The sequence below is a fragment of the Bradyrhizobium sp. JHI2711 genome (assembly GCF_056156565.1).
In genome coordinates, this window is record NZ_JBPZPT010000002.1 from 1,624,997 (window position 1) to 1,644,130 (window position 19,134).

Here is a 19,134-nt window from a genome sequence, read left to right on the forward strand (position 1 = left end):
ATCGTATCACGCCTGCCGATCCACTCACAGTTGATCGCGACACCACGGTCATCGTCGCGGACGTTGTCGATCTACCGAGCTACAGCGAGAACGATTGCAAGTCGCCCCTTTGACCAAGCAACCCGCTAGGCTATCAGGGGTATGTAACACCAGAGCGAGCCTAGCATGGCCCTAGACATCGTAGTTACCACGAGCCGTTGGAAGAACGACCCCACTTCTCGGTCGTTAGTTGGCTTTCTTGATGAGCATCAGGCAGACCTCGGGTTGTCGGATGGGGTGGTGTATTACGACTTTCCTGCTTACGCTGATTACGAGGCATCGGTCTTCAGGCCAGATATTCTGCTGTTGTCGCCGTCGCATGGGTTCGTCGCCATCCGTGCATTCGAGCCTGGCATCTTTCAGCGGTCGCGCGAAAATATCCGCGAGATGGATGTTGCCCTGGACGATTTCGTCAGCAATCTCCACTCTAGGCTCATCCGCAGTCGCGAGTTGCGCAAAGGTCGGACTGGTTCGATCGTTGATATCCATCCAGTCATATTTCTAAGTCCCGGTACTTCGCCCGGCGAGTTCAATGACGACGTCGAGTCGACGATTTGCGGCAGTCTGGAGGCGCTTGCTAGCTTTCTCAGGGACAATCGCGGCGAAACTCTGGGACCCTCGGCCATGGCCGAGGTCCGTTCCGTGGTCGAGGGTGCCAAGGCGCTAAGCAGGCCCACCCGACGTTCGGTCGAAGACCCCGGCCGCCAGCCGCTTGCTGCCGCGCTGGCCAGACTCGAAAGCGAAATTACTAACTTCGACGAGAAGCAGCGTCACATCGCCCTGGTCGATGTCGGTGGCCCTGCACGGATCAGGGGGCTCGCGGGATCAGGTAAGACCGTGATCCTGGCGATGAAAGCCGCCCACATCCATCTTGTCGATCCGGAAGCCGTGATCCTAATCACGTTCTACACCAGGAGTTTGCGTGCGACCATTAAGACGCTGGTCACAAGATTTTACCGGCTCTATTCGGACAGCGATCCTGATTGGAAGCACGTGCACATTCGGCACGGCTGGGGAGGAAGTACGATCCCGGGCGTCTACTCGGACGCGTGCGCGCGAAGCGGGAGAACGCCGCTCCGACTGCCAGAGGCGCAGCGGCGCGCCGGACGCGGCGAGACTGCGTTCGGTGCGGCGTGTGCTGACCTCATCAACAGCGGCGTCGTCAAACCATTCTACGACCACGTCCTAATCGATGAAGGTCAGGACTTTCCCGACAGCTTCTATCGACTTGCCTTTCAACTGGCCAAGGGAGATCGCGACAAGAAGTCCGTCGTTTGGGCCTACGACGAGCTTCAAGACATCATGAACGTGAAGATCCGCCAGCCGATAGAGTTGTTCGGCCGCGGTCCTGACGGCGTACCGCTGGTCGACCTCGACCGCACAGCGGCTCAACTACCGCCTGGCGCCACGAACGACGCGGTACTCAGCAAAGCTTACCGGAATCAACGGGACGTTTTGGTCGCTGCGCACGCGCTGGGCTTCGGCGTTTACGGCAATATCGTTCAGATGCTCGAGAGCGCGGAGCATTGGGAGGACGTCGGCTATCAGGTTGTGACGGGGCCCCTAAAGACGGGGCATCCCGTGGTGATTGTGCGGCCGGACCGGAATAGTCCGTTAAGTGTTGCGGAGCTGCAAGGCTTCCCTACCATCGACGCGTCAGTGGCAACGGATTTCGAAAGAGAGATCGAATGGGCCGTAAGCCAAATCCGCTCGTTCATCTCCGGCGGCCTTCAGCCAGAAGAGTTGCTCGTCATTGCGCTCGACGACCGGAACGCGCGCAATTACTTACGAAGAATTGCAGAGAAGCTGTCCGACGCGAGTATCTCTTCTAACAACGTCATCGCTGATCCATACAACGAGCCCCCGTTCACGATCGCTGGGAAAGTCACGCTTTCCACGGTTTATCGCGCCAAAGGCAATGAAGCAGCGGCAGTCGTTGCGGTCGGGATCGATGCTGTTGACACAAAACTCAGGGACGGTCGCAACAAGATATTCACCGCCTTCACAAGATCGAAGGCTTGGCTGCGCGTCAGCGGCATCGCGCCGGGAGCAGCGCCCATCATCGCCGAGCTACGCACGGCGGTCGCGAACTCTCCTCGCATCACCTTCACCATGCCAAACTTGAAGGAGATCGAAACGATCCAGCGCGGCTTCAGCAAGAAGCAGGCAGCCGCCAAAGCCGCACGAGAACAGTATCTCAAGCAACTTCGTGCAGCCGGCTTCTCGGAGGAAGAGATCGAGGAGGAAATCCAGCAGGGCTTTGGAAATGAATAAGGCCGACTTAGTGCCACACATCCGCAGGTGCTGGATGTACGCAAAGGCCCTAAGGATCGACGAACTCTTCTCGGGACCAACGGCCCTGGAGGCATCGGATGTCTTTAAGACGCTCGCGGTCAATCCGGTAGCTTCTTACGAAGAGCTCTACCTTACGGGATTGCGCGATAGCCAATACAACATTCTTCTGAAGGATTTTTCCTTCTTCCAATTCGGAATCGGCAGCTTGGATGGCGTTCGTTACGCGTATTATCCCAATCCGTTCCTCGGGGCCTCGCGCGACGCTTTGTCGGAATTGAAGGAAATGCACGAGTTCGTCGCCGAGGGCATTATAGACATGGACGAATTTCTACATCGGATCTCTGATATCAGGCGTCCACAACATCCCCCGCTAGTTCGTTACGAATATTCGAAACTTCAGTACGTCCAGGCCACACACCCATGTTCGCATATGCACTTAGGCTTCCATGGGGAGAACCGGTGGCCAGTTCGGAGACATCTCACCGCCCATGCCTTTGCTCTTTTGATCTTTCGCCTGTTCTACCTCGATTTCTGGGGGCAGGCGGATACGATTAAGAGTGGTGACAAAGAACTCACGCTAGACCAGGTGCTGGAGGCGGCAAGAACAGAGTGCAGGATGCTCTACGACGACGAGTTTTCCGAGGCCGAAGGCAAGCGCTTTTATTTTATCTGAGGTCATAACGTCGAAACATGGGTGTCGGCCCACAGCTGTAAGGTCTGGGAAGGCCTCCTGTTTCGCACCCCGTCAACCCCTCCCCGCAAAAATATTCACCTTTACCGAAATTCGGAAATATCGTACACCTCGCTCATCCCGGCTCATCCTGAGGGGCGATCGCGTCGTCGTCTTGATCGCGAGCCGGGCTTGCGGTGGACGCGGCAGCGTCGGGCGCGAAGGGTAGCGGGCAGGGAGGGTAGTCCCCGGTGAGCTCGCGGCCGCGCGCGGACGAACGGCGCTGCTAGGTCTCGTCTCGTCTGTAAGTTTCCGGCTTCGTCGACGGAGCTGGAAATACTGCGGGCGAAATGGCGGGCCGTGCGTACGGCAAAACCGTGTGGTCCTGGCCGTCGTTGCTACGGTCAAGCTCTTGCGGAGGCGGCATTCGCGTCAACCGGCGCGGGTGCCGGTGAATTCCGCGGGGGCGAGGGAGGCCAGAAGGAACTCGGCTCCCGGGAGAGCGCGGCATAAGCCGTCCGACCATCGCGCAGGGAAGGCCGAGTGATCGGCACCACCTGTATGCTGCTGTGCGGTTCTTCCTGCGTGTGCATTTGGCGCAGCGGACCGCGGGTGCGTTGTCAGCACCCGGCCTTCCCTGTGCCCTCTTGGCTCAAGAGGGTGGAGCGACCAGGCAAAGCTCGGGCGAATTCAGCCGCGAGAACGCGGAACTGCGTCCGGCATTTGGAATCGAGGCTGGTTGGCGAATGGCAAGTGTGGGCGGGGGTGACCGCGGCGCGCCGCCGCATCTGCGTGATGTTGATGCCCCGCTCCGAGCTTTGGCAACCGACGGTTCTGTGATCACCATCACAGGCGCGGCCGCCTTCCCCAGTCTATACTGCCGGCTCGGAGGCTGGGTGGCGACCATGCGGATTCGGATTGCACTGGTTTTCAGTTTCGTTTTTTTCGCTTCTCTGGCAGCTGCTGATCTTGCGGCCGCAGACGACCGGACAATCTGCACGCAGCGCGGCCATGAAGACCGCATCGCCGCGTGCTCGCGGCTGATCGCAAAGAGCGGCGGGCGCGACGCCGTGGCGTTCGACAATCGCGGTGCCGAATATGGCGACAAGGGCGACTACGATCGCGCAATCTCCGATTTCAGCGAGGCCATCCGCATCGATCCGAAATACGCGCTTGCCTGGCAGCATCGCGGCGCCGCCCTGCTTCGCCGGAACGAGGTGGATCGGGCCATTGCCGACCTGACCCAGTCGATCCGGCTCGATGCAAACAATCTGAACGCCTTGAACGACCGCGGCATGGCCTATGCCGCAGCAGGTGATTCCGGGCGCGCGCTTTCGGATTACAACGCAGCGATCCGCATCAATCCGAGGTTCAAGTTCGCCTACTTCAATCGAGGGCGGCTCTATGCCGGCAAGGGCGACCACACCCGGGCGATCGCTGAATACTCCGAGGTCATTCGCATTGACCCGACCTACGGCTATGCGTTCAACAATCGCGGACTGTCCTATCGGGACACCGGCCAGTCCGAGCGTGCCGTGGCCGATTTCAGCGAGGCGATCCGGCTTTTGCCGAGGACGACGCTGGCCTACAACAACCGCGGCGACATCTATCTCCTTCAGGGCAGGTACGATCAAGCCCTCGCCGATTTCAATGAGTCGCTGCGCAATGATCCGCAACATCAGAGCGCGCTGGTAAACCGCGGAATGGTGTTCGAGAAGCTGGGCGAGGTCGCAAAGGCCCGCGCCGACTTCAACGCAGCTCTGGCTGCCCTGCAGAAGTACGACAGCGCGAAATGGGCGATGGACAAGGCGCGCGAACGCCTCGCCGCGCTGGACGATACGTCCATCAAGACCGTTCCCGCCACCACCACGTCGGTCATCGCGCTGCCGGGACCGTCAAATAGAAATGACAGGCGCATCGCGCTCGTGGTCGGAAACTCCGCTTATGAGAATGTCGCAGCGCTCGCCAATCCGGCGCGCGATGCGGCGCTCGTCGCCGAAACGCTCAGGCTCACCGGATTCGAATCCGTCACGCTGCTGACCGATCTGCGCAAGGATGCGTTGACCGCGGCGCTGCGCGACTTTGCAAGGCAGGCGGAAATCGCCGACTGGGCGATGGTGTATTACGCCGGTCACGGCATGGAGGTCGGCGGCGTCAACTACCTGATCCCGATCGACGCGAAGATCGCCTCCGACCGCGACGTCAGCTTCGAAGCCGTGGCGCTGGACCAGGTGTTGAACGCGGCGGAACGCGCCAAGCGGCTGCGCCTCATCGTCCTCGATGCCTGCCGCGACAATCCCTTCGCCAACCAGATGAAGCGTACCATGACGCTGGCGTCGCGTTCGGTGTCGCGCGGCCTTGCGGCGATCGAGCCCGAGGCGGGCACGCTGGTGGTGTATGCCGCCAAGGACGGAGAGATGGCGCTCGACGGAGAGGGCAGGAACAGCCCGTTCGCCACGGCGTTCGTCAACAATATGCGCAAGCCCGGTCTCGAGGTGCGCCGGCTGTTCGACGTCGTGCGTGACGACGTCATGGAGGCGACCAATCGTGCACAAAAACCGTTCAGCTACGGATCGGTCTCGGGCCGGCAGGATTTTTACTTCGTTGCCGGGAAATGAAACGGAAGGCTTTGGCTGTCGCGCGGGCCAAAATTCACGGTATTGAGCCGAATTTCGGAATATCGTACACCCCGCCCATCCCGGCTCATCCTTGCGCGGACGAACGGCGCTGCTAGGTCGCCTGCAATGAGTGGCGCCTGTCGGAGGCATGTTGCCCCCTGGTCCATCGGCGCAAGGGCCCTGTCCGCGGGTCACGCATCCGTGCCCGACAATCGGACTTGCGACATGGTGACATTTTCGGCCGCTCACGCCGGCCACGCCTGTCCACCGCCGTCGATCCGCAACACCTGGCCCGAGACGAAGGCACCCATGGGTCCTGCAAAAAACTCGACCACGCGCGCGACCTCGTCGACGGTGGCGATGCGGTCGAGCGTCCCGGTCTCGACCATCCGGTTGGGGTCGACCGCTCGGGTGCCAAGAAATCGGCCGGTGCGGGTGTCACCTGGCGCGATGCAGTTGACGGCGATGTCGTAGGCACGGAGCTGGTCGGCAAGACAACGCGTGTAATGCGTCACGCCGGCCTTCGCCACCGCATAGATCGAGCCGTTGGTGCGGCCCTTGAAGGCGGCGACCGAGCCGAGCGTGACGATGCGGCCGCGCCGCCGCTCCATCATGCCCTTCGCGACCGCCTGGCAGGTCAGGATGGTCGAGAGCAGGTTCCGCTCCAGCACGGCCCGTATGTCGGCTTCCTTGATGTTCACGGCATCGTTCGGATCGGGCTTGCCACCCGCAGCCGCGATATCGCCGCCCGCATTGTGCACGAGGATGTCGATCGGCCCGAGAGCGGCCTCGGTTTCGGCAATCACCCGCGAGATATCGTTGGTCCTGGTGAGATCGCCAAGCACGCGTACGGTGCTCACGCCGAATTCTCGGCTGATCTCCGCGGCAACGGCAGTGAGCGTGGTGCCCTCGCCATATTCGGCCGGTCCGTTCTCGCGCATGCCGTGTATCGCGACGCTGGCACCGAGCGCGGCGAGCTTTTCCGCAAAGGCGCGGCCGAGCCCTCGCCCTGCGCCGGTCACCAGGGCCACCTGCCCAGCCAAAATCCTCGTCCTGTCAGGCGATGCCATGATCCTCTTCCTGCTATGAAATGTCACTCAGCTGCGACATTGAAGCCGATCGCCAGCGCTTGCACCAGGCACATCGGCGCCACCCGCGTGCGGAGCACCGGCTTGGGCATGTCCTGGATCTTGAAGACGGCGCTGGCGCCCTCGATGGCACGCGTTCGCACAGAGACACTGCCGGACGGCGAATTTCATCCGGTTTGGGCATTTAGCTTACCTCTATTTGGCCGCTCCTCGAGTTGGGCGCCGGACCGGCTGGAACTCGTGGGCGTGATGGTCGTTTGCTTGGCCGGGGCAGCAGTAACGATCGGGGAGAGCACGTGAACCGACGCCAGCTTGTTCAAGGGTCGGCAGTGCTGCCGGCGTTGCTGCTTGCTTCCCGATGCAGTCTGGCCGCCCCTTCGGATGACATTTTCGGGCCGTCCACCGTGAGGGACCTGGCGCGGAGGCTGGCGGGCAAGCCGTACGAGGCGCCGGACGAGAAGCTCCCGGGCGGATTGAAGGACCTGGACTACGATCAGTATCGTTCGATCCGCTTTTTGCCCGAGCGGGCGCTCTGGCGCGGCAAGAATCTTCCGTTCGAAGCGCAGTTTTTTCACCGCGGCTTCTTCTACAAGAACAGAGTGAACATCTTCGAGGTCGCGGACGGAAAGGCATCCGAGCTCAAGTACCGCAAGGCGGACTTCTCCTTCGGCGAGAAGGTCCCGCCGTTCGAGGACAGCGATCTCGGGTTCGCGGGCTTCCGCATCCATGCGCCGATGAACCGTCCCGACTATTACGACGAGGTCTGCGTCTTCCTAGGTGCGAGCTATTTCCGCGCCGTGGCCAAGGGGCAGACCTACGGGCTTTCCGCGAGGGGGCTGTCGATCGATACGGGCGAAGCCAAGGGCGAGGAATTTCCGCTCTTCAAGACGTTCTGGCTCGAACGGCCGGCGCCGGGTGCGACCTCGTTGGTGATTCATGCTCTGCTCGACAGCAGGAGCTGCACCGCGAGCTACCGGTTCACCGTGCGCCCCGGGGAGACGACGGTCTTCGACGTCGAGATGTCGGTCTACCCGCGCGTCGAGATGCAGCGGGCCGGGCTCGCGCCCATGACCAGCATGTTCTTTTATGGTCCGAACGACCGCAACGACATCGACGATTTCCGCCCCTCCGTCCACGATTCCGATGGCCTTGCGATCTTCAACGGGAAGGGCGAAAGCCTCTGGCGGCCGCTCAGCAATCCCCGCGATCTCCAGATCAGCACCTTCCAGGATCTCAATCCGCGTGGCTTCGGGCTGATGCAGCGGGAAAGAAACTTCTTCGCCTACCAGGACATCGAATCCAGTTTCGAAAAACGTCCAAGTCTCTGGATGGAGCCGATCGGCGATTGGGGCGAGGGCGGCGTCGTGCTGTTCGAGATCCCGACCAAGGAGGAGATCCACGACAACATTGCCGCATTCTGGCGCCCGAAAAGCCCGCTCCAGGCCAAGGGCGAACACAACTACACCTATCGGCTGCATTGGGGGCCGGATAGCCCGAAGCCGCATTCCCTGGCCAGATTCACGCGAAGCGGGATAGGGGCGAGGGGCGGAGATGCGCGCCTGTTCGTGCTCGATCTGCATGGCGACAACCTCAAGGGCGTCGATCCTGCCGCTGTCAAAGGCGTGGTGTCGGCGGGGAAGTCTGAGGTGAAGAACATCGTCACGCAGCCTAATCCCTACACCGGTGGGTGGCGGCTCAGCTTCCAGTGCCAGGTGAAAAGCGAGCCGATCGAGCTGCGGGCATTTCTGGCAGAAGGCGACAAGCCCTTGTCGGAAATCTGGGTCTACCGATGGGCACCCTGAGCACTGCACCGCGGCCGATTGCCGGCGATATCGCGACCCAGCGCCTGCTGCCGACGGAGGCCCCCCTTCCGATGGCTCCTGGCGACCTCGGAAAAAGCCTGGTACCCGACCGTATTCCTGCGCCGGCTGCCCCCGCAATGGCCTGGCGGCGCGGCCTCATCCTGCTCTCGACGGCGGCGCTCACGGGGGCCGGCGGATATGAGATGTATCGCGTGCTGCAGGTCGGCGGCGTCACCGTCCTTGAAGCCATGGTGCTGGCGCTCTTCCTGGTCTTGCTCGCCTGGGTCGCCTTCTCGTTCGCCTCCGCGCTGGCCGGCTTCTTCGTGCTGCTGGCCCATCGCCCAGGCGCCCTCGCGCCAGAGGCGGAGTTGCCTGCGATCGCAAGCCGCACCGCCATGCTGCTTCCCACCTACAATGAAGATCCGCACCGATTGACGGCGCGGCTTCGCGCGATCATCGAATCCTTGGAGACGACCTCCCAAGGAAGGCTGTTCGACTGGTACGTTCTGAGCGACAGCACCGATCCCGACATCTGGGTCGCCGAGGAAAAAGCGCTCCTCGTGCTGCGACAAGCCGTCGGAACGCCAAGGCTGTACTATCGTCATCGAGCCGACAACACGGCTCGGAAAGCCGGCAACATCTCCGAGTGGATCACGCGGTTCGGCGGCGCCTACGACTTCATGATCGTGCTCGACGCCGACAGTCTCATGAGCGGGCAGACCATCGTCCGACTGGTCCATGCCATGGAGAGCAATCCGAGCGCCGGCCTCGTCCAGACGCTCCCCATGGTCGTCAACGCGCGAAGCCTGTTCAGCCGAGTCCAGCAATTCGCGGGCCGCCTGTACGGACCGATGATCGCCGCTGGCGTCGCCTGGTGGCACGGCTCGGAAGGCAATTACTGGGGCCACAACGCGATCATCCGGGTGAAGGCGTTCGCGGAATCGGCTGCGCTGCCGCAGTTGCGCGGGCGCAAGCCGTTCGGCGGGCACATCCTCAGCCATGATTTCGTCGAGGCAGCGCTAATGCGGCGCGCCGGGTGGGGCATCTACATGCTGCCGGCGCTCGGCGGAAGCTACGAAGAGGTGCCGCCGTCGCTGCTCGATTTCGCGGCGCGCGACCGGCGCTGGTGTCAGGGCAATCTTCAGCATCTCGCCGTCGTGCCTGCGCGGGGTCTCCACTGGGTCTCGCGCGTGCATTTCATGGTGGGGATAGGGGCATATCTGACGGCGCCCCTCTGGCTGCTGTTCCTCTTGCTGGGAATGTTGATCTCGCTGCAGGCCCGCTTCGTGCGGCCGGAGTATTTTCCGAAGGGTTTCTCGTTGTTTCCGACGTGGCCGGCCCAGGATCCCGTGCTCGCCATCTGGGTGTTCGTCGCCACGATGGGTCTGCTGCTGTTGCCGAAGCTGCTCAGCCTCGTGCTCGTTTGGATGCGCGGCTCGGTGAGACGCCAGTTCGGCGGCGCGTTGCGTGCTTCGGCCGGAGTTCTCGCAGAGATCGTCGTGTCCGCGCTGATGGCGCCGGTGATGATGATCTTTCAGTCGATCGCCGTCGTCGAGATTCTGGCCGGCCGCGATGCCGGCTGGCAGACCCAGAGGCGCGACGACGGCACGGTGGAGCGCCGCGAACTCTATCGGAAGTACGGCATTCCAACCCTGTGCGGCGTTGCGATGGCCGCAAGCGCGTACGCGGTTTCGGTGCCCCTTCTGCTTTGGATGTCGCCGGTCATCGTTGGGCTGCTGTTCGCCGTTCCCATAGGCGCGCTGACCGCCATGCCCGCCTCCGGAAGATTGTTTGTTACTCCCGAAGAACGAGAGCCGCCTTCCGTGCTGCGGCGAGCGAACGAACTCAGCGCGTCGGCAGACGTAGGGGGCAGCCCCGCCTTGGTGGAGCTGCGCCAAGACCCCGCGCTCCTGGCCTTCCACCTCGCGCAGTTGCTGCCTCCTCGCGCCACCAGGCCCGATACGGTCGACGCCAACCTGGCGGTCGGCCGTGCCAAGGTCGATGCAAGCGAAACTTTCGAGGAGGCCGCAGAGCATCTATCCTCGCGGGAAATCTTCTCGATCTTGAACGACGGTCCGGCGCTTTCCAGCGTGTTGCAGAAGCGATGAAGCTGCGGCCTGGATCTGTCCTGCGGCCGTTCGAAGCTTTTCTCGTTGCATAGTCCGGTATTGCTCTCTCCCTTGATGGCCGGCATCCTCGAACCAAGTGCGCGGAAAAGCGCCCAAAAACGTCCAAGGAAGGAAGCACGCGATGAAGATGATCAAAGGGCCTGCGATATTCCTCGCTCAGTTCGCTGGCGATGCGGCGCCGTTCAATTCGCTCGATGCCATATGCGGATGGGCCGCCTCGCTTGGCTACAAGGGAATTCAGATTCCGAGTTGGGATGGGCGGCTCTTCGACCTGAACAAAGCCTCGGAGTCTCAGACCTATGCCGACGAGGTGAAGGGTGTTGCGGCTCGGCACGGGCTTTCCATCACCGAGCTTTCGACCCATCTGCAAGGCCAGCTCGTCGCCGTTCACCCGGCCTATGATGCGGCGTTCGACGGCTTCGCCGCGCCGGACGTGCGTGGCAATTCCAAGGCCCGCACGGAATGGGCCGTCGATCAGGTCAAGCGCGCCATCCTGGCGTCCCGGCGGCTCGGGCTAAGTGCCCAGGCAACGTTTTCCGGCGCGCTTGCCTGGCCCTATGTCTATCCCTGGCCGCAGCGTCCCGCCGGCCTGATCGAGACCGCCTTCGACGAACTCGCCGGGCGCTGGCGGCCCATCCTCGACTATGCCGACGAGCACGGTGTCGATCTCGCCTATGAGATCCATCCTGGCGAGGACCTCCACGACGGTGTCTCCTACGAAATGTTCCTCGAGCGGGTGAACAACCACTCGCGCGCGAACCTGCTCTACGATCCCTCGCACTTCGTTCTGCAACAGCTCGACTATCTCGACTACATCGACATCTACCACCAGCGCATCAAGGCGTTTCACGTCAAGGACGCCGAATTCAATCCGACCGGTCGCCAGGGCGTCTATGGCGGGTTCCAGAGCTGGGTCGACCGCGCCGGCCGCTTCCGCTCGCTCGGCGATGGTCAGGTCGATTTCGGCGCCATCTTCTCCAAGCTCACGCAATACGACTACGATAGCTGGGCGGTGCTCGAGTGGGAGTGTGCCCTGAAACATCCCGAGCAAGGCGCGGCCGAGGGCGCCGAGTTCATCCGAAACCATATCATCCGGGTGACGGAGAAAGCCTTCGACGATTTCGCAGGCAGCGGCGCTGACGCGGCTGCCAACCGCAAGATGCTCGGCATCTCCTAAAAAAGAGGGTGCAACATGGCGATCGAAGCAAGCAACGAAACCGGCGGCCATCGTCGTATCCGGCTCGGGATGGTCGGCGGTGGCCAGGGCGCCTTCATTGGTGCCGTCCACCGCATTGCCGCGCGCATCGACGACCAGTTCGAGCTGGTCGCCGGCGCGCTCGCGTCGGATCCGGTTCGCGCCAAGACGTCCGCAAAGGAGCTCGGTATCGCCGACGGCCGGGCCTATGGCTCGTTCGAGGAGATGGCGCGGGCTGAAGCGGCGAGGGCGGATGGCATCGAGGCGGTCTCGATCGTGACGCCCAACCACATGCACCGCCCGGTCGCGAAAGCTTTCCTCGAAGCCGGCATCCACGTCATCTGCGACAAGCCGCTGACGACGACCGTGGCCGAGGCCGAGGAACTGGTGGCGCTGGTCAGGAAGACCGGCAGGATCTTCGTCGTCACGCACAATTACACCGGCTATCCCATGATCCGGCAGGCGCGCGCCATGGTCGCGAACGGCGATCTCGGCGAGATCCGTCTCGTCAAGGCCGAGTATCTGCAGGATTGGCTGACTGAGCCATTGGAAACCACCGGCCAGAAGCAGGCGGCATGGCGCACCGATCCGTCCCGGTCCGGCGCCGGCGGGTGCATCGGCGACATCGGCACCCATGCTTACAATCTTGCCTGCTTCGTCAGCGGGCTCGAGCTCGACGAATTGCTCGCCCAATTGTCGACCTTCGTCGAGGGGCGGCGGCTCGACGATGATGTCCAGATCCTCCTGAAGTGGAAGGGCGGCGCCAAGGGCATGCTGTGGGCGAGTCAGGTTGCCGTCGGCAACGAGAACGGGCTCACGCTGCGCGTCTACGGCAGCAAAGGCGGCCTCGAATGGGCGCAGGAGAATCCGAACCATCTCTGGTTCACACCCTACGGCAAGCCCAGGCAGCTCCTGACCCGCGGCGGAGCCGGCGCAATGGGCGAGGCCGCCCGCGTTAGCCGCATCCCATCAGGCCACCCTGAGGGCTACCTTGAAGGCTTCGCAACGATCTATGCCGAGGCGGCGCGCGCCATCCGCGCGGCAGCGGCCGGTGAAAAGCCGCATCCCGATGTCGTCTTCCCGACGGTCGAGGATGGCCTCGCCGGCGTGAAGTTGATCGAGGCTGCGGTGAAGTCGTCCGCGGGTAATGGCGTCTGGGTTCGGATGACGTAAGGCGGTCGCGAAGCCGCGGAACCCGTTGTCGACGGATCTGCTCTATATGGATGCAATCATGACCCATGACTTCGCTTTGTCGAGTACCGCCGAGTGGGACAACTCGCACGGCATTCGGTGCGTCACGTGATGCGACAGCTTGCGGCGTCCGGCGTCCGCACGAAAGATGCACCAAATGCGAGCAATTGTGGCGCCTGCAATTTGCATGCTGACTATGGGCTACCTCACACATCTGAAATTTCCGCTCTCACAAATTGCTGACGCGGAGCCAAGGCGAGTTCCATTGCTTTGTCTAACCTAGATTGTATGGTGCCCGTAAGAGCATCCGGTCTGATCGACGATGTGCGGCCAATCGGCGCTGTCCGTGTCCTAGTGATCATGATCATAAGAAGAATGTTCGCCCCTGGATAGAATGAGGGACAGAAGACAATGACCGAAGGAAAAGGACAATGTCGCTGCTCCAGATCAATCTCTTCGGCGGTGTCGAGGTCGTGTGTGCGACCGGCGAGTCGGTGTTGATCCCCAGTCGCAAGGCTGCAACTCTCCTGGGCTACGTGGCGCTCAGTTCTCCTCGCGCCATTTCGCGCGGCAAGCTCGCGACGCTGTTGTGGGACGGTCATTTCGGCGATCGCGCGCGCGCCAGTCTTCGACAAGCCCTGCTCACGTTGCGGCGTGAGCTGCCGCGATATTCGGATGTGATCCTGGCCGATCGCGATGATATACGCATCTGTCCGAACAGCATCAGCACCGATGTCGGGGAATTCGAGCGGCTTTTGACGGGAGGGGATCCCGAACGTCTGGCCCGCGCGGCGGTGCTTTATCGCGGCGACCTTCTCGAGGGCATCGGCTCGACTTCATGCCAATTCGAGGCCTGGCTGTCTGCCGAGCGCCAGCGACTGCGGACCCAGGCGATGCGGGCGCTTGCGGGCCTGCTCGACTCCGGCGGGCGCGAACACATGGATATCGCGATCGCACTCGCGCTACGGATCCTCGCAATCGACCCGTTGCAGGAAGAGATTCATCGCATCTTGATGCGCTGTTACGCGCAGCAAGGCCGCCGGACCGATGCGCTCCGTCAGTACGATCTCTGCCGCTCCGTACTGTGGCGCGAGGTTCGCGCAGCGCCGGAGCGAGAGACGGAACGGCTGCAGCTCGAAATCCGGCACACGTTCCGAGCCGCTGTAAGATCTACTTCACTCAAATTGCCTCGCGATAAGAATTCTGACGCAACTTTCACGCTCGACGTGACGCCTGCATCACGATCCCTGTCGTAGCCTTCAGCCGCTCGCACAATCGTGCGCAGTGATCCCGCCTCCCTGTGGGGAGCGCGTGTCGCTCACGGCTCAAGCACTTCATCAGGAGATTTTGAACATGACTGGATTTCAGCAACAGACTGAGGACTACGGCCAATTGGACCCGCAGGGGATCTTCGGCTCGATCCTCGGTGGCGCGGCCGGACGCGTTATCGGCAACCTGCTCGGCGGCAAGAAGGGGAAGCAGATCGGCGGCGCGATCGGCAACATCGGTGGTGGCTTCCTGCCGTTCTCGGCCGGTCCGGACATGCAAGGTACCGTGCAGGTCTCCGACATGGAGTTGCAGGGCTTCTGGAGCGTGCTGAAGAAGATCGGCCAGGGCGTGCAGACCGGCGTGAATGTCGGCAAGCAGCTCGGCGTGTTCAGCGCCCAGCCTGGCCTGGAGCCCGCGGCGGCGCAGGTTTCCGACATGGAGCTGCAGAGCTTCTGGAGCGTGCTGAAGAAGATCGGTCAGGGCGTGCAGACCGGCGTGAATGTCGGCAAGCAGCTTGGCGTGTTCAGCGCCCAGCCCGGCTTGGAGCCCGCCGCGGCGCAGGTTTCCGACATCGAGCTGCAGAGCTTCTGGAGCGTGCTGAAGAAGATCGGCCAGGGTGCCCAGACCGGCCTCGATATCGGTCGCCAGCTCGGCGTGTTCAGTGCCGGCCCCGGCGGTCAGCCTGCCGCGGCGCAAGTCTCCGACATGGAGCTGCAGAGCTTCTGGAGCGTGCTGAAGAAGATCGGCCAGGGCGTGCAGACCGGCTTGGACGTCGGCAAGCAGCTCGGCGTGTTCAGCGCCCAGCCCGGCCTGCAGCCCGCGGCGGCGGAGGTCTCCGACATGGAGCTGCAGGGCTTCTGGAGCGTGCTGAAGAAGATCGGGCAGGGCGTGCAGACCGGCTTGGATGTGGGCAAGCAGCTCGGCGTGTTCAGCGCCCAGCCCGGCCTGCAACCCGCGGCGGCGCAAGTCTCCGACATGGAGCTGCAGAGCTTCTGGAGCGTGCTGAAGAAGATCGGCCAGGGCGTGCAGACCGGCTTGGATGTGGGCAAGCAGCTCGGCGTGTTCAGCGCCCAGCCCGGCCTGCAGCCCGCGGCGGCGCAGGTCTCCGACATCGAGCTGCAGGGCTTCTGGAGCGTGCTGAAGAAGATCGGCCAGGGCGCCCAGACCGGCCTCGATATCGGCCGTCAGCTCGGAGTCTTCAACGCCGGCCAGCCCGCTGGCACGATGCACTAGACCCAACGCGTGGGGGCGGGCGCAAGCCCGCCCTCTGCGCTTAGACGTGAATGGAAACCAGATGGCCGATTCAACCGCGTCGCAGCAATTCATCGTGCAGGGAGGCCCGGTCCAATCCGGTGAGCTCAACGAACACTTGCAGCGTGAACCCGGCGTGAAGCGAGTCGCGCAAGTCGCACCCGATGTCGTCATCTTGTCGATGACGACCACACAGGCCGATCGCCTGAAATCGACGTTTGCCACGCTGGTGGTCGAACCGGATTCAGCGCTGAAGCCATTCGATGCCGACTGACGTCGGTGGGCAAACATTGGACACGCAAAACATCAAGGAGGCCGCAGATGGCCACGAAAGGCAAATCAGGAACTTCCACGCAGGGCGAGCACGACGCGACCGAAGCCGCGATGAACGGCAACGGGTCCGTTCCGGACCAGGGCACCGCTCCATCATCGTCACGGGGGCAGGAGCCCGCAACGATCGCAGCGCGCCCGGCGCAATTCATGATCGCGCCGCAGCAGCAGCCCGGGCTTGCGACCTTCAGCGTCGATTTCCTGACTCAGCAGCTCAGCAACAGTCCCGACATCGAAGTGGTGAAAACGGTCTCTCCGCCGCGCCTGTTCGGATTTCAGAGCGCAGAGCTCGGACAAGTGCCGCTCAGCCCGCTGGTCCTCGCCAAGATGACTCCTGACAAGGCCAAGTTGCTGCAGACCCAGGCGGGACAGCGTTGCGCGGTGGAGCGCGACGAGCGGCTGAGCTACATGCTCGATCCGACCACGCCGCAGCTGCCCAATCCGGGGGTGCTGACACCGCTGGCCGACGGCTTCACGACCACGATCGAAGTGCTGGGCCAGGATGGTCCGCTGCCTGAAGCCGAGGTTTATGTGTTCGGCAGCATGTGGCCGGCCCAAGGCATCACGGACGCCACCGGCCGCGCCACAGTGACCCTGCAAGGCGAAAGACCCGAGACCATCCGCTCGATCCTGGTCAAACCGAAGATCGACTACTGGACCTTCTGGCTCGATCGTCCGCAGCTCGTTCCTAACAGCGTCAACCGGATCGTTGCCAGGGCGCTCGGCGCGGTGTTGCGGAATTTCCCCGGCCAGCAATTGATGGGATGGGGTGAGCGCGCGATGGGCCTTGATCGTCTGCCGCCGTCCTTCGATGGCGCCGGCATGAAGATCGCAGTCATCGATTCCGGCCTGGCGCCGACCCATCGCAATCTGCACGGGATCACGGCAGGCACCAGTATCGTCGGGACCGACAAGGCGGCCTGGACCGTCGATACGATCGGCCACGGATCGCATTGCGCTGGAATCATCGCTGGCGGACCCGTCGGCGCCGGTGGCGGCATCCGCGGCTTCGCTCCCGCGGCGGAAATCCACGTCTGCCGCATCTTCCCCGGCGGCCGGTTCAGCGATCTCGTCTCCGCGCTCGATTACTGCATGGAGCATGGCATCGATGTTGCCAATATGAGCCTGGGCGGCGGCGAGCCTTCGCGCATTATCGAGGAACGCATCATCCGGGCCAAGCAAATGGGTATGGCCTGCATCATCGCCGCGGGCAATTCCTCGGGGCCGGTGCAGTTTCCCGCGTCGACGCCGCATTGCCTGGCGGTTGCCGCGATCGGCAAGTGGGGCGAATTCCCCAACGACAGCTATCATTCGCAGCAGGCCCTCGACGGCTTCCAGAGCCGCGACGGATATTTTCCGGCAAAGTTCTCCTGCTTCGGTCCGGAGGTCGACGTCTGCGCGCCTGGTGTGGCGATCGTCTCGTCGCTTCCCGCCGATGGCTTCGGAGCATGGGACGGCACCTCGATGGCGACTCCCCATGTCACGGGCCTGGCCGCGCTGGTGCTGGCGCATCATCCGGACTTCACCAAAGGCAACTTTCAGAATCGCGACGCACGCCGTGTCGAGCGGCTGTTCCAAATTCTGAAGGAAACCGCGACGCCGCTGCAGTTTGGCGACCCAAATCGGACCGGCGCGGGATTGCCGAACGTGATGCGGGCACTCGGCCTGGAAACCGGCGTCGCCCCGGTGATCGCCGCCGCTACCGCAACCGACCCTGCGCTGGCAACGTTGCGGCGTCTGCTTGGATTGCAGTCGGTCGAAGCGCCGAGCATGGTTCCCGTGGGGTCGCCGCCGCCGTCCGCCGATCCCGTGCACGGCAGTGCGATCCACGTGGCGCGCGGTCCGGCACAAACGGCGGCCGCAATGAATCTGCAGTCCGTCGATCCGATCAAGAACGGATCGAGCTCCGTCGCTCACGGTCCCGCACAGACCGCAGGCGCGGCAGTCGCGCCCATGATGGTGGATCCGAATCCGGCGCAGATCCGGGAAATCATGCACAGGGTGGGATTGCTCTAACGCGCGTCCTTGGCATCTCAGAAAGGGGCACAGCAGCAGCTGTGCCCCGAGTGCCGACTGCCTTGAGGCAATTGCTGCGGCCGCTCGCCTTGGGAACATGGTGGATTGTTTGCCGCGTCCTGGATTTTCCTTCGCGGCGTCGTGCCGCACAGGCGCAGCTTGGAACTCTCGCGCCCGATCGAAACTTGACTCCGCGGGTCAGCATCGCCGCCGATCGCTGGCCTGCACGGCCCCGCCTCCAAGCCCCCCATACCCCCCTGGGTGGGGCCGTGCTTCCAAGCAGGAGGTGCAATTGTCCGAGCCGACCGAGCAAGAGATCAGAGAACGCGCGCACCAATTGTGGGAGCAGGCGGGCAAGCCCGAAGGGCGCGAGGAGGAATTTTGGCACGCGGCGGAGCAGGAGCTGCGCAACGAGGACAGGTCGAGCACGCTGCGGACGCCGGATACGCTGTGACCGACAAGACCTGCCCATTCTGCCAGGGTCTTGGATGGGTCTGCGAAAACCATCCGCTCCGGGTCTGGAGCGAGAAGCTCGGCGGCTGCCGCTGTGGCGAGGGCATGCCCTGCTCCTGCAACACGACTGAGGACCCTGAAATCAGGGTGGTGATCGTCGAAGCCGACACGACGTGGCACTAGCGGCGCCCAACCGATGCCTGCTCGGCTGGTCACTTCCGAAACGCTGCACCTCAGGGAACGGACCATCCCGGAAAGGAATTTAGTGTCCGCACGGCTCCGACAACAATTCTTTCCGCGGCAGTTTCGGTGGTGGACGAGCAGAAGAAGCTAGAGCACCAGATCGAACTCGCAACGCGAGCGGCCTCGCTCGTCAGGGATGAAACCACCGGACAACGCTTCAGGAGCTTCGCGGAGGAACTGAAACGAAAGCTGCTTCGCATAATGCGCCGTGGCAAGGTGCGCACACGCGCCTATGAGCTCTGGGAGCAGGCGGGACGGCCGAGCAATCGCGAGTTGGAGTTCTGGCTGGAAGCCGAACGTCAGATCGAAGATGAACGCGAGGAGCGAAAGAGCTCGGGCGCTTCATAGCGCCGGGCGGTATCTCCGTCCTCTGCGCGCGGACCGCAGGTCGCGCGAGCAAGGAAAAAGCCGCCGGGTTGTTCACCCTGGCGGCGTCACAAAGTCCGTAGCTGTTGATGGTCTTCCCAGCCTCGTGCGTACCGCCGTTACCTTGTTTGCGGCCATGCCTGATCCTTGTAGGCGAGGTTGCGCGATTCCGCTGTGAT

At 62.9% G+C, this 19,134-nt stretch carries 16 protein-coding genes; 14 read left to right on the forward strand and 2 right to left on the reverse strand.

Translation table 11 applies throughout. The annotated features are described in order from the left end of the window. Positions 1-165 precede the first annotated feature (165 nt). From ACTEK7_RS20220 to ACTEK7_RS20230, 3 genes are all read left to right on the forward strand, one after another. Complete coding sequence (locus ACTEK7_RS20220; protein WP_225146795.1) at positions 166-2,313, forward strand: DEAD/DEAH box helicase; 2,148 nt, start codon at positions 166-168, stop codon at positions 2,311-2,313. After that, positions 2,306-3,007, forward strand: coding sequence for a DUF2290 domain-containing protein (locus ACTEK7_RS20225; RefSeq protein WP_225146796.1), 702 nt, complete (start codon positions 2,306-2,308; stop codon positions 3,005-3,007). Before ACTEK7_RS20220 ends, ACTEK7_RS20225 begins: the two co-directional genes overlap by 8 nt. A gap of 902 nt (positions 3,008-3,909) precedes the next feature. Further along, a complete protein-coding gene (locus tag ACTEK7_RS20230; protein WP_225175043.1) occupies positions 3,910-5,622 on the forward strand; it encodes a tetratricopeptide repeat protein in 1,713 nt (570 codons plus the stop codon). A 245-nt stretch (positions 5,623-5,867) separates the two neighbouring features. Here the strand turns inward: ACTEK7_RS20230 and ACTEK7_RS20235 are convergent, their stop codons facing one another. Together ACTEK7_RS20235 and ACTEK7_RS20240 are read right to left on the reverse strand one after the other, a co-directional pair. Further along, complete coding sequence (locus tag ACTEK7_RS20235; protein ID WP_225123894.1) at positions 5,868-6,692, reverse strand: SDR family NAD(P)-dependent oxidoreductase; 825 nt, start codon at positions 6,690-6,692, stop codon at positions 5,868-5,870. A 23-nt stretch (positions 6,693-6,715) separates the two neighbouring features. Continuing rightward, positions 6,716-6,853, reverse strand: a complete 138-nt coding sequence (locus tag ACTEK7_RS20240) for a hypothetical protein (RefSeq protein ID WP_157785121.1) — start codon at positions 6,851-6,853, stop codon at positions 6,716-6,718. 153 nt (positions 6,854-7,006) lie between these two features. Between ACTEK7_RS20240 and ACTEK7_RS20245 the strand changes: the two genes are divergently transcribed. The 11 genes from ACTEK7_RS20245 to ACTEK7_RS20295 all read left to right on the forward strand — a co-directional run bounded on the left by ACTEK7_RS20245 (position 7,007) and on the right by ACTEK7_RS20295 (position 18,937). Further along, complete coding sequence (locus ACTEK7_RS20245; RefSeq protein WP_225147057.1) at positions 7,007-8,512, forward strand: glucan biosynthesis protein G; 1,506 nt, start codon at positions 7,007-7,009, stop codon at positions 8,510-8,512. Continuing rightward, a complete protein-coding gene (gene mdoH, locus ACTEK7_RS20250) occupies positions 8,500-10,620 on the forward strand; it encodes a glucans biosynthesis glucosyltransferase MdoH (protein WP_225146798.1) in 2,121 nt (706 codons plus the stop codon). The genes ACTEK7_RS20245 and mdoH overlap by 13 nt, the downstream gene beginning before the upstream one ends. Positions 10,621-10,762: 142 nt before the next feature. Beyond that, on the forward strand, positions 10,763-11,818 hold the full coding sequence (locus ACTEK7_RS20255) for a sugar phosphate isomerase/epimerase family protein (protein ID WP_225146799.1): 1,056 nt from the start codon (positions 10,763-10,765) through the stop codon (positions 11,816-11,818). A gap of 15 nt (positions 11,819-11,833) precedes the next feature. After that, positions 11,834-13,009 (forward strand): Gfo/Idh/MocA family protein, encoded by a 1,176-nt coding sequence (locus ACTEK7_RS20260; protein ID WP_225146800.1) that lies wholly within the window; start codon positions 11,834-11,836, stop codon positions 13,007-13,009. Between the two features lie 449 nt (positions 13,010-13,458). Further along, positions 13,459-14,283, forward strand: a complete 825-nt coding sequence (locus ACTEK7_RS20265; protein WP_050996197.1) for an AfsR/SARP family transcriptional regulator — start codon at positions 13,459-13,461, stop codon at positions 14,281-14,283. A 97-nt stretch (positions 14,284-14,380) separates the two neighbouring features. Further along, positions 14,381-15,529 (forward strand): hypothetical protein, encoded by a 1,149-nt coding sequence (locus ACTEK7_RS20270; protein ID WP_225126204.1) that lies wholly within the window; start codon positions 14,381-14,383, stop codon positions 15,527-15,529. Positions 15,530-15,590: 61 nt separating this feature from the next. Further along, the gene (locus ACTEK7_RS20275) at positions 15,591-15,821 is read left to right on the forward strand and encodes a hypothetical protein (protein WP_036006916.1); all 231 of its coding nucleotides are present in this window, start codon (positions 15,591-15,593) and stop codon (positions 15,819-15,821) included. Between the two features lie 47 nt (positions 15,822-15,868). Beyond that, entirely contained in the window at positions 15,869-17,893 is a 2,025-nt protein-coding gene (locus ACTEK7_RS20280) for a S8 family serine peptidase (protein WP_050996019.1), read from the forward strand. Between the two features lie 292 nt (positions 17,894-18,185). After that, positions 18,186-18,347 carry a DUF2934 domain-containing protein gene (locus ACTEK7_RS20285; RefSeq protein ID WP_074447557.1) on the forward strand — a complete coding sequence of 54 codons (162 nt, stop codon included), beginning with the start codon at positions 18,186-18,188 and terminating at the stop codon, positions 18,345-18,347. Then, positions 18,344-18,529 carry a hypothetical protein gene (locus ACTEK7_RS20290; protein ID WP_074447556.1) on the forward strand — a complete coding sequence of 62 codons (186 nt, stop codon included), beginning with the start codon at positions 18,344-18,346 and terminating at the stop codon, positions 18,527-18,529. Before ACTEK7_RS20285 ends, ACTEK7_RS20290 begins: the two co-directional genes overlap by 4 nt. Positions 18,530-18,658: 129 nt before the next feature. Then, on the forward strand, positions 18,659-18,937 hold the full coding sequence (locus tag ACTEK7_RS20295; RefSeq protein WP_036006918.1) for a DUF2934 domain-containing protein: 279 nt from the start codon (positions 18,659-18,661) through the stop codon (positions 18,935-18,937). Positions 18,938-19,134: the final 197 nt, after the last annotated feature.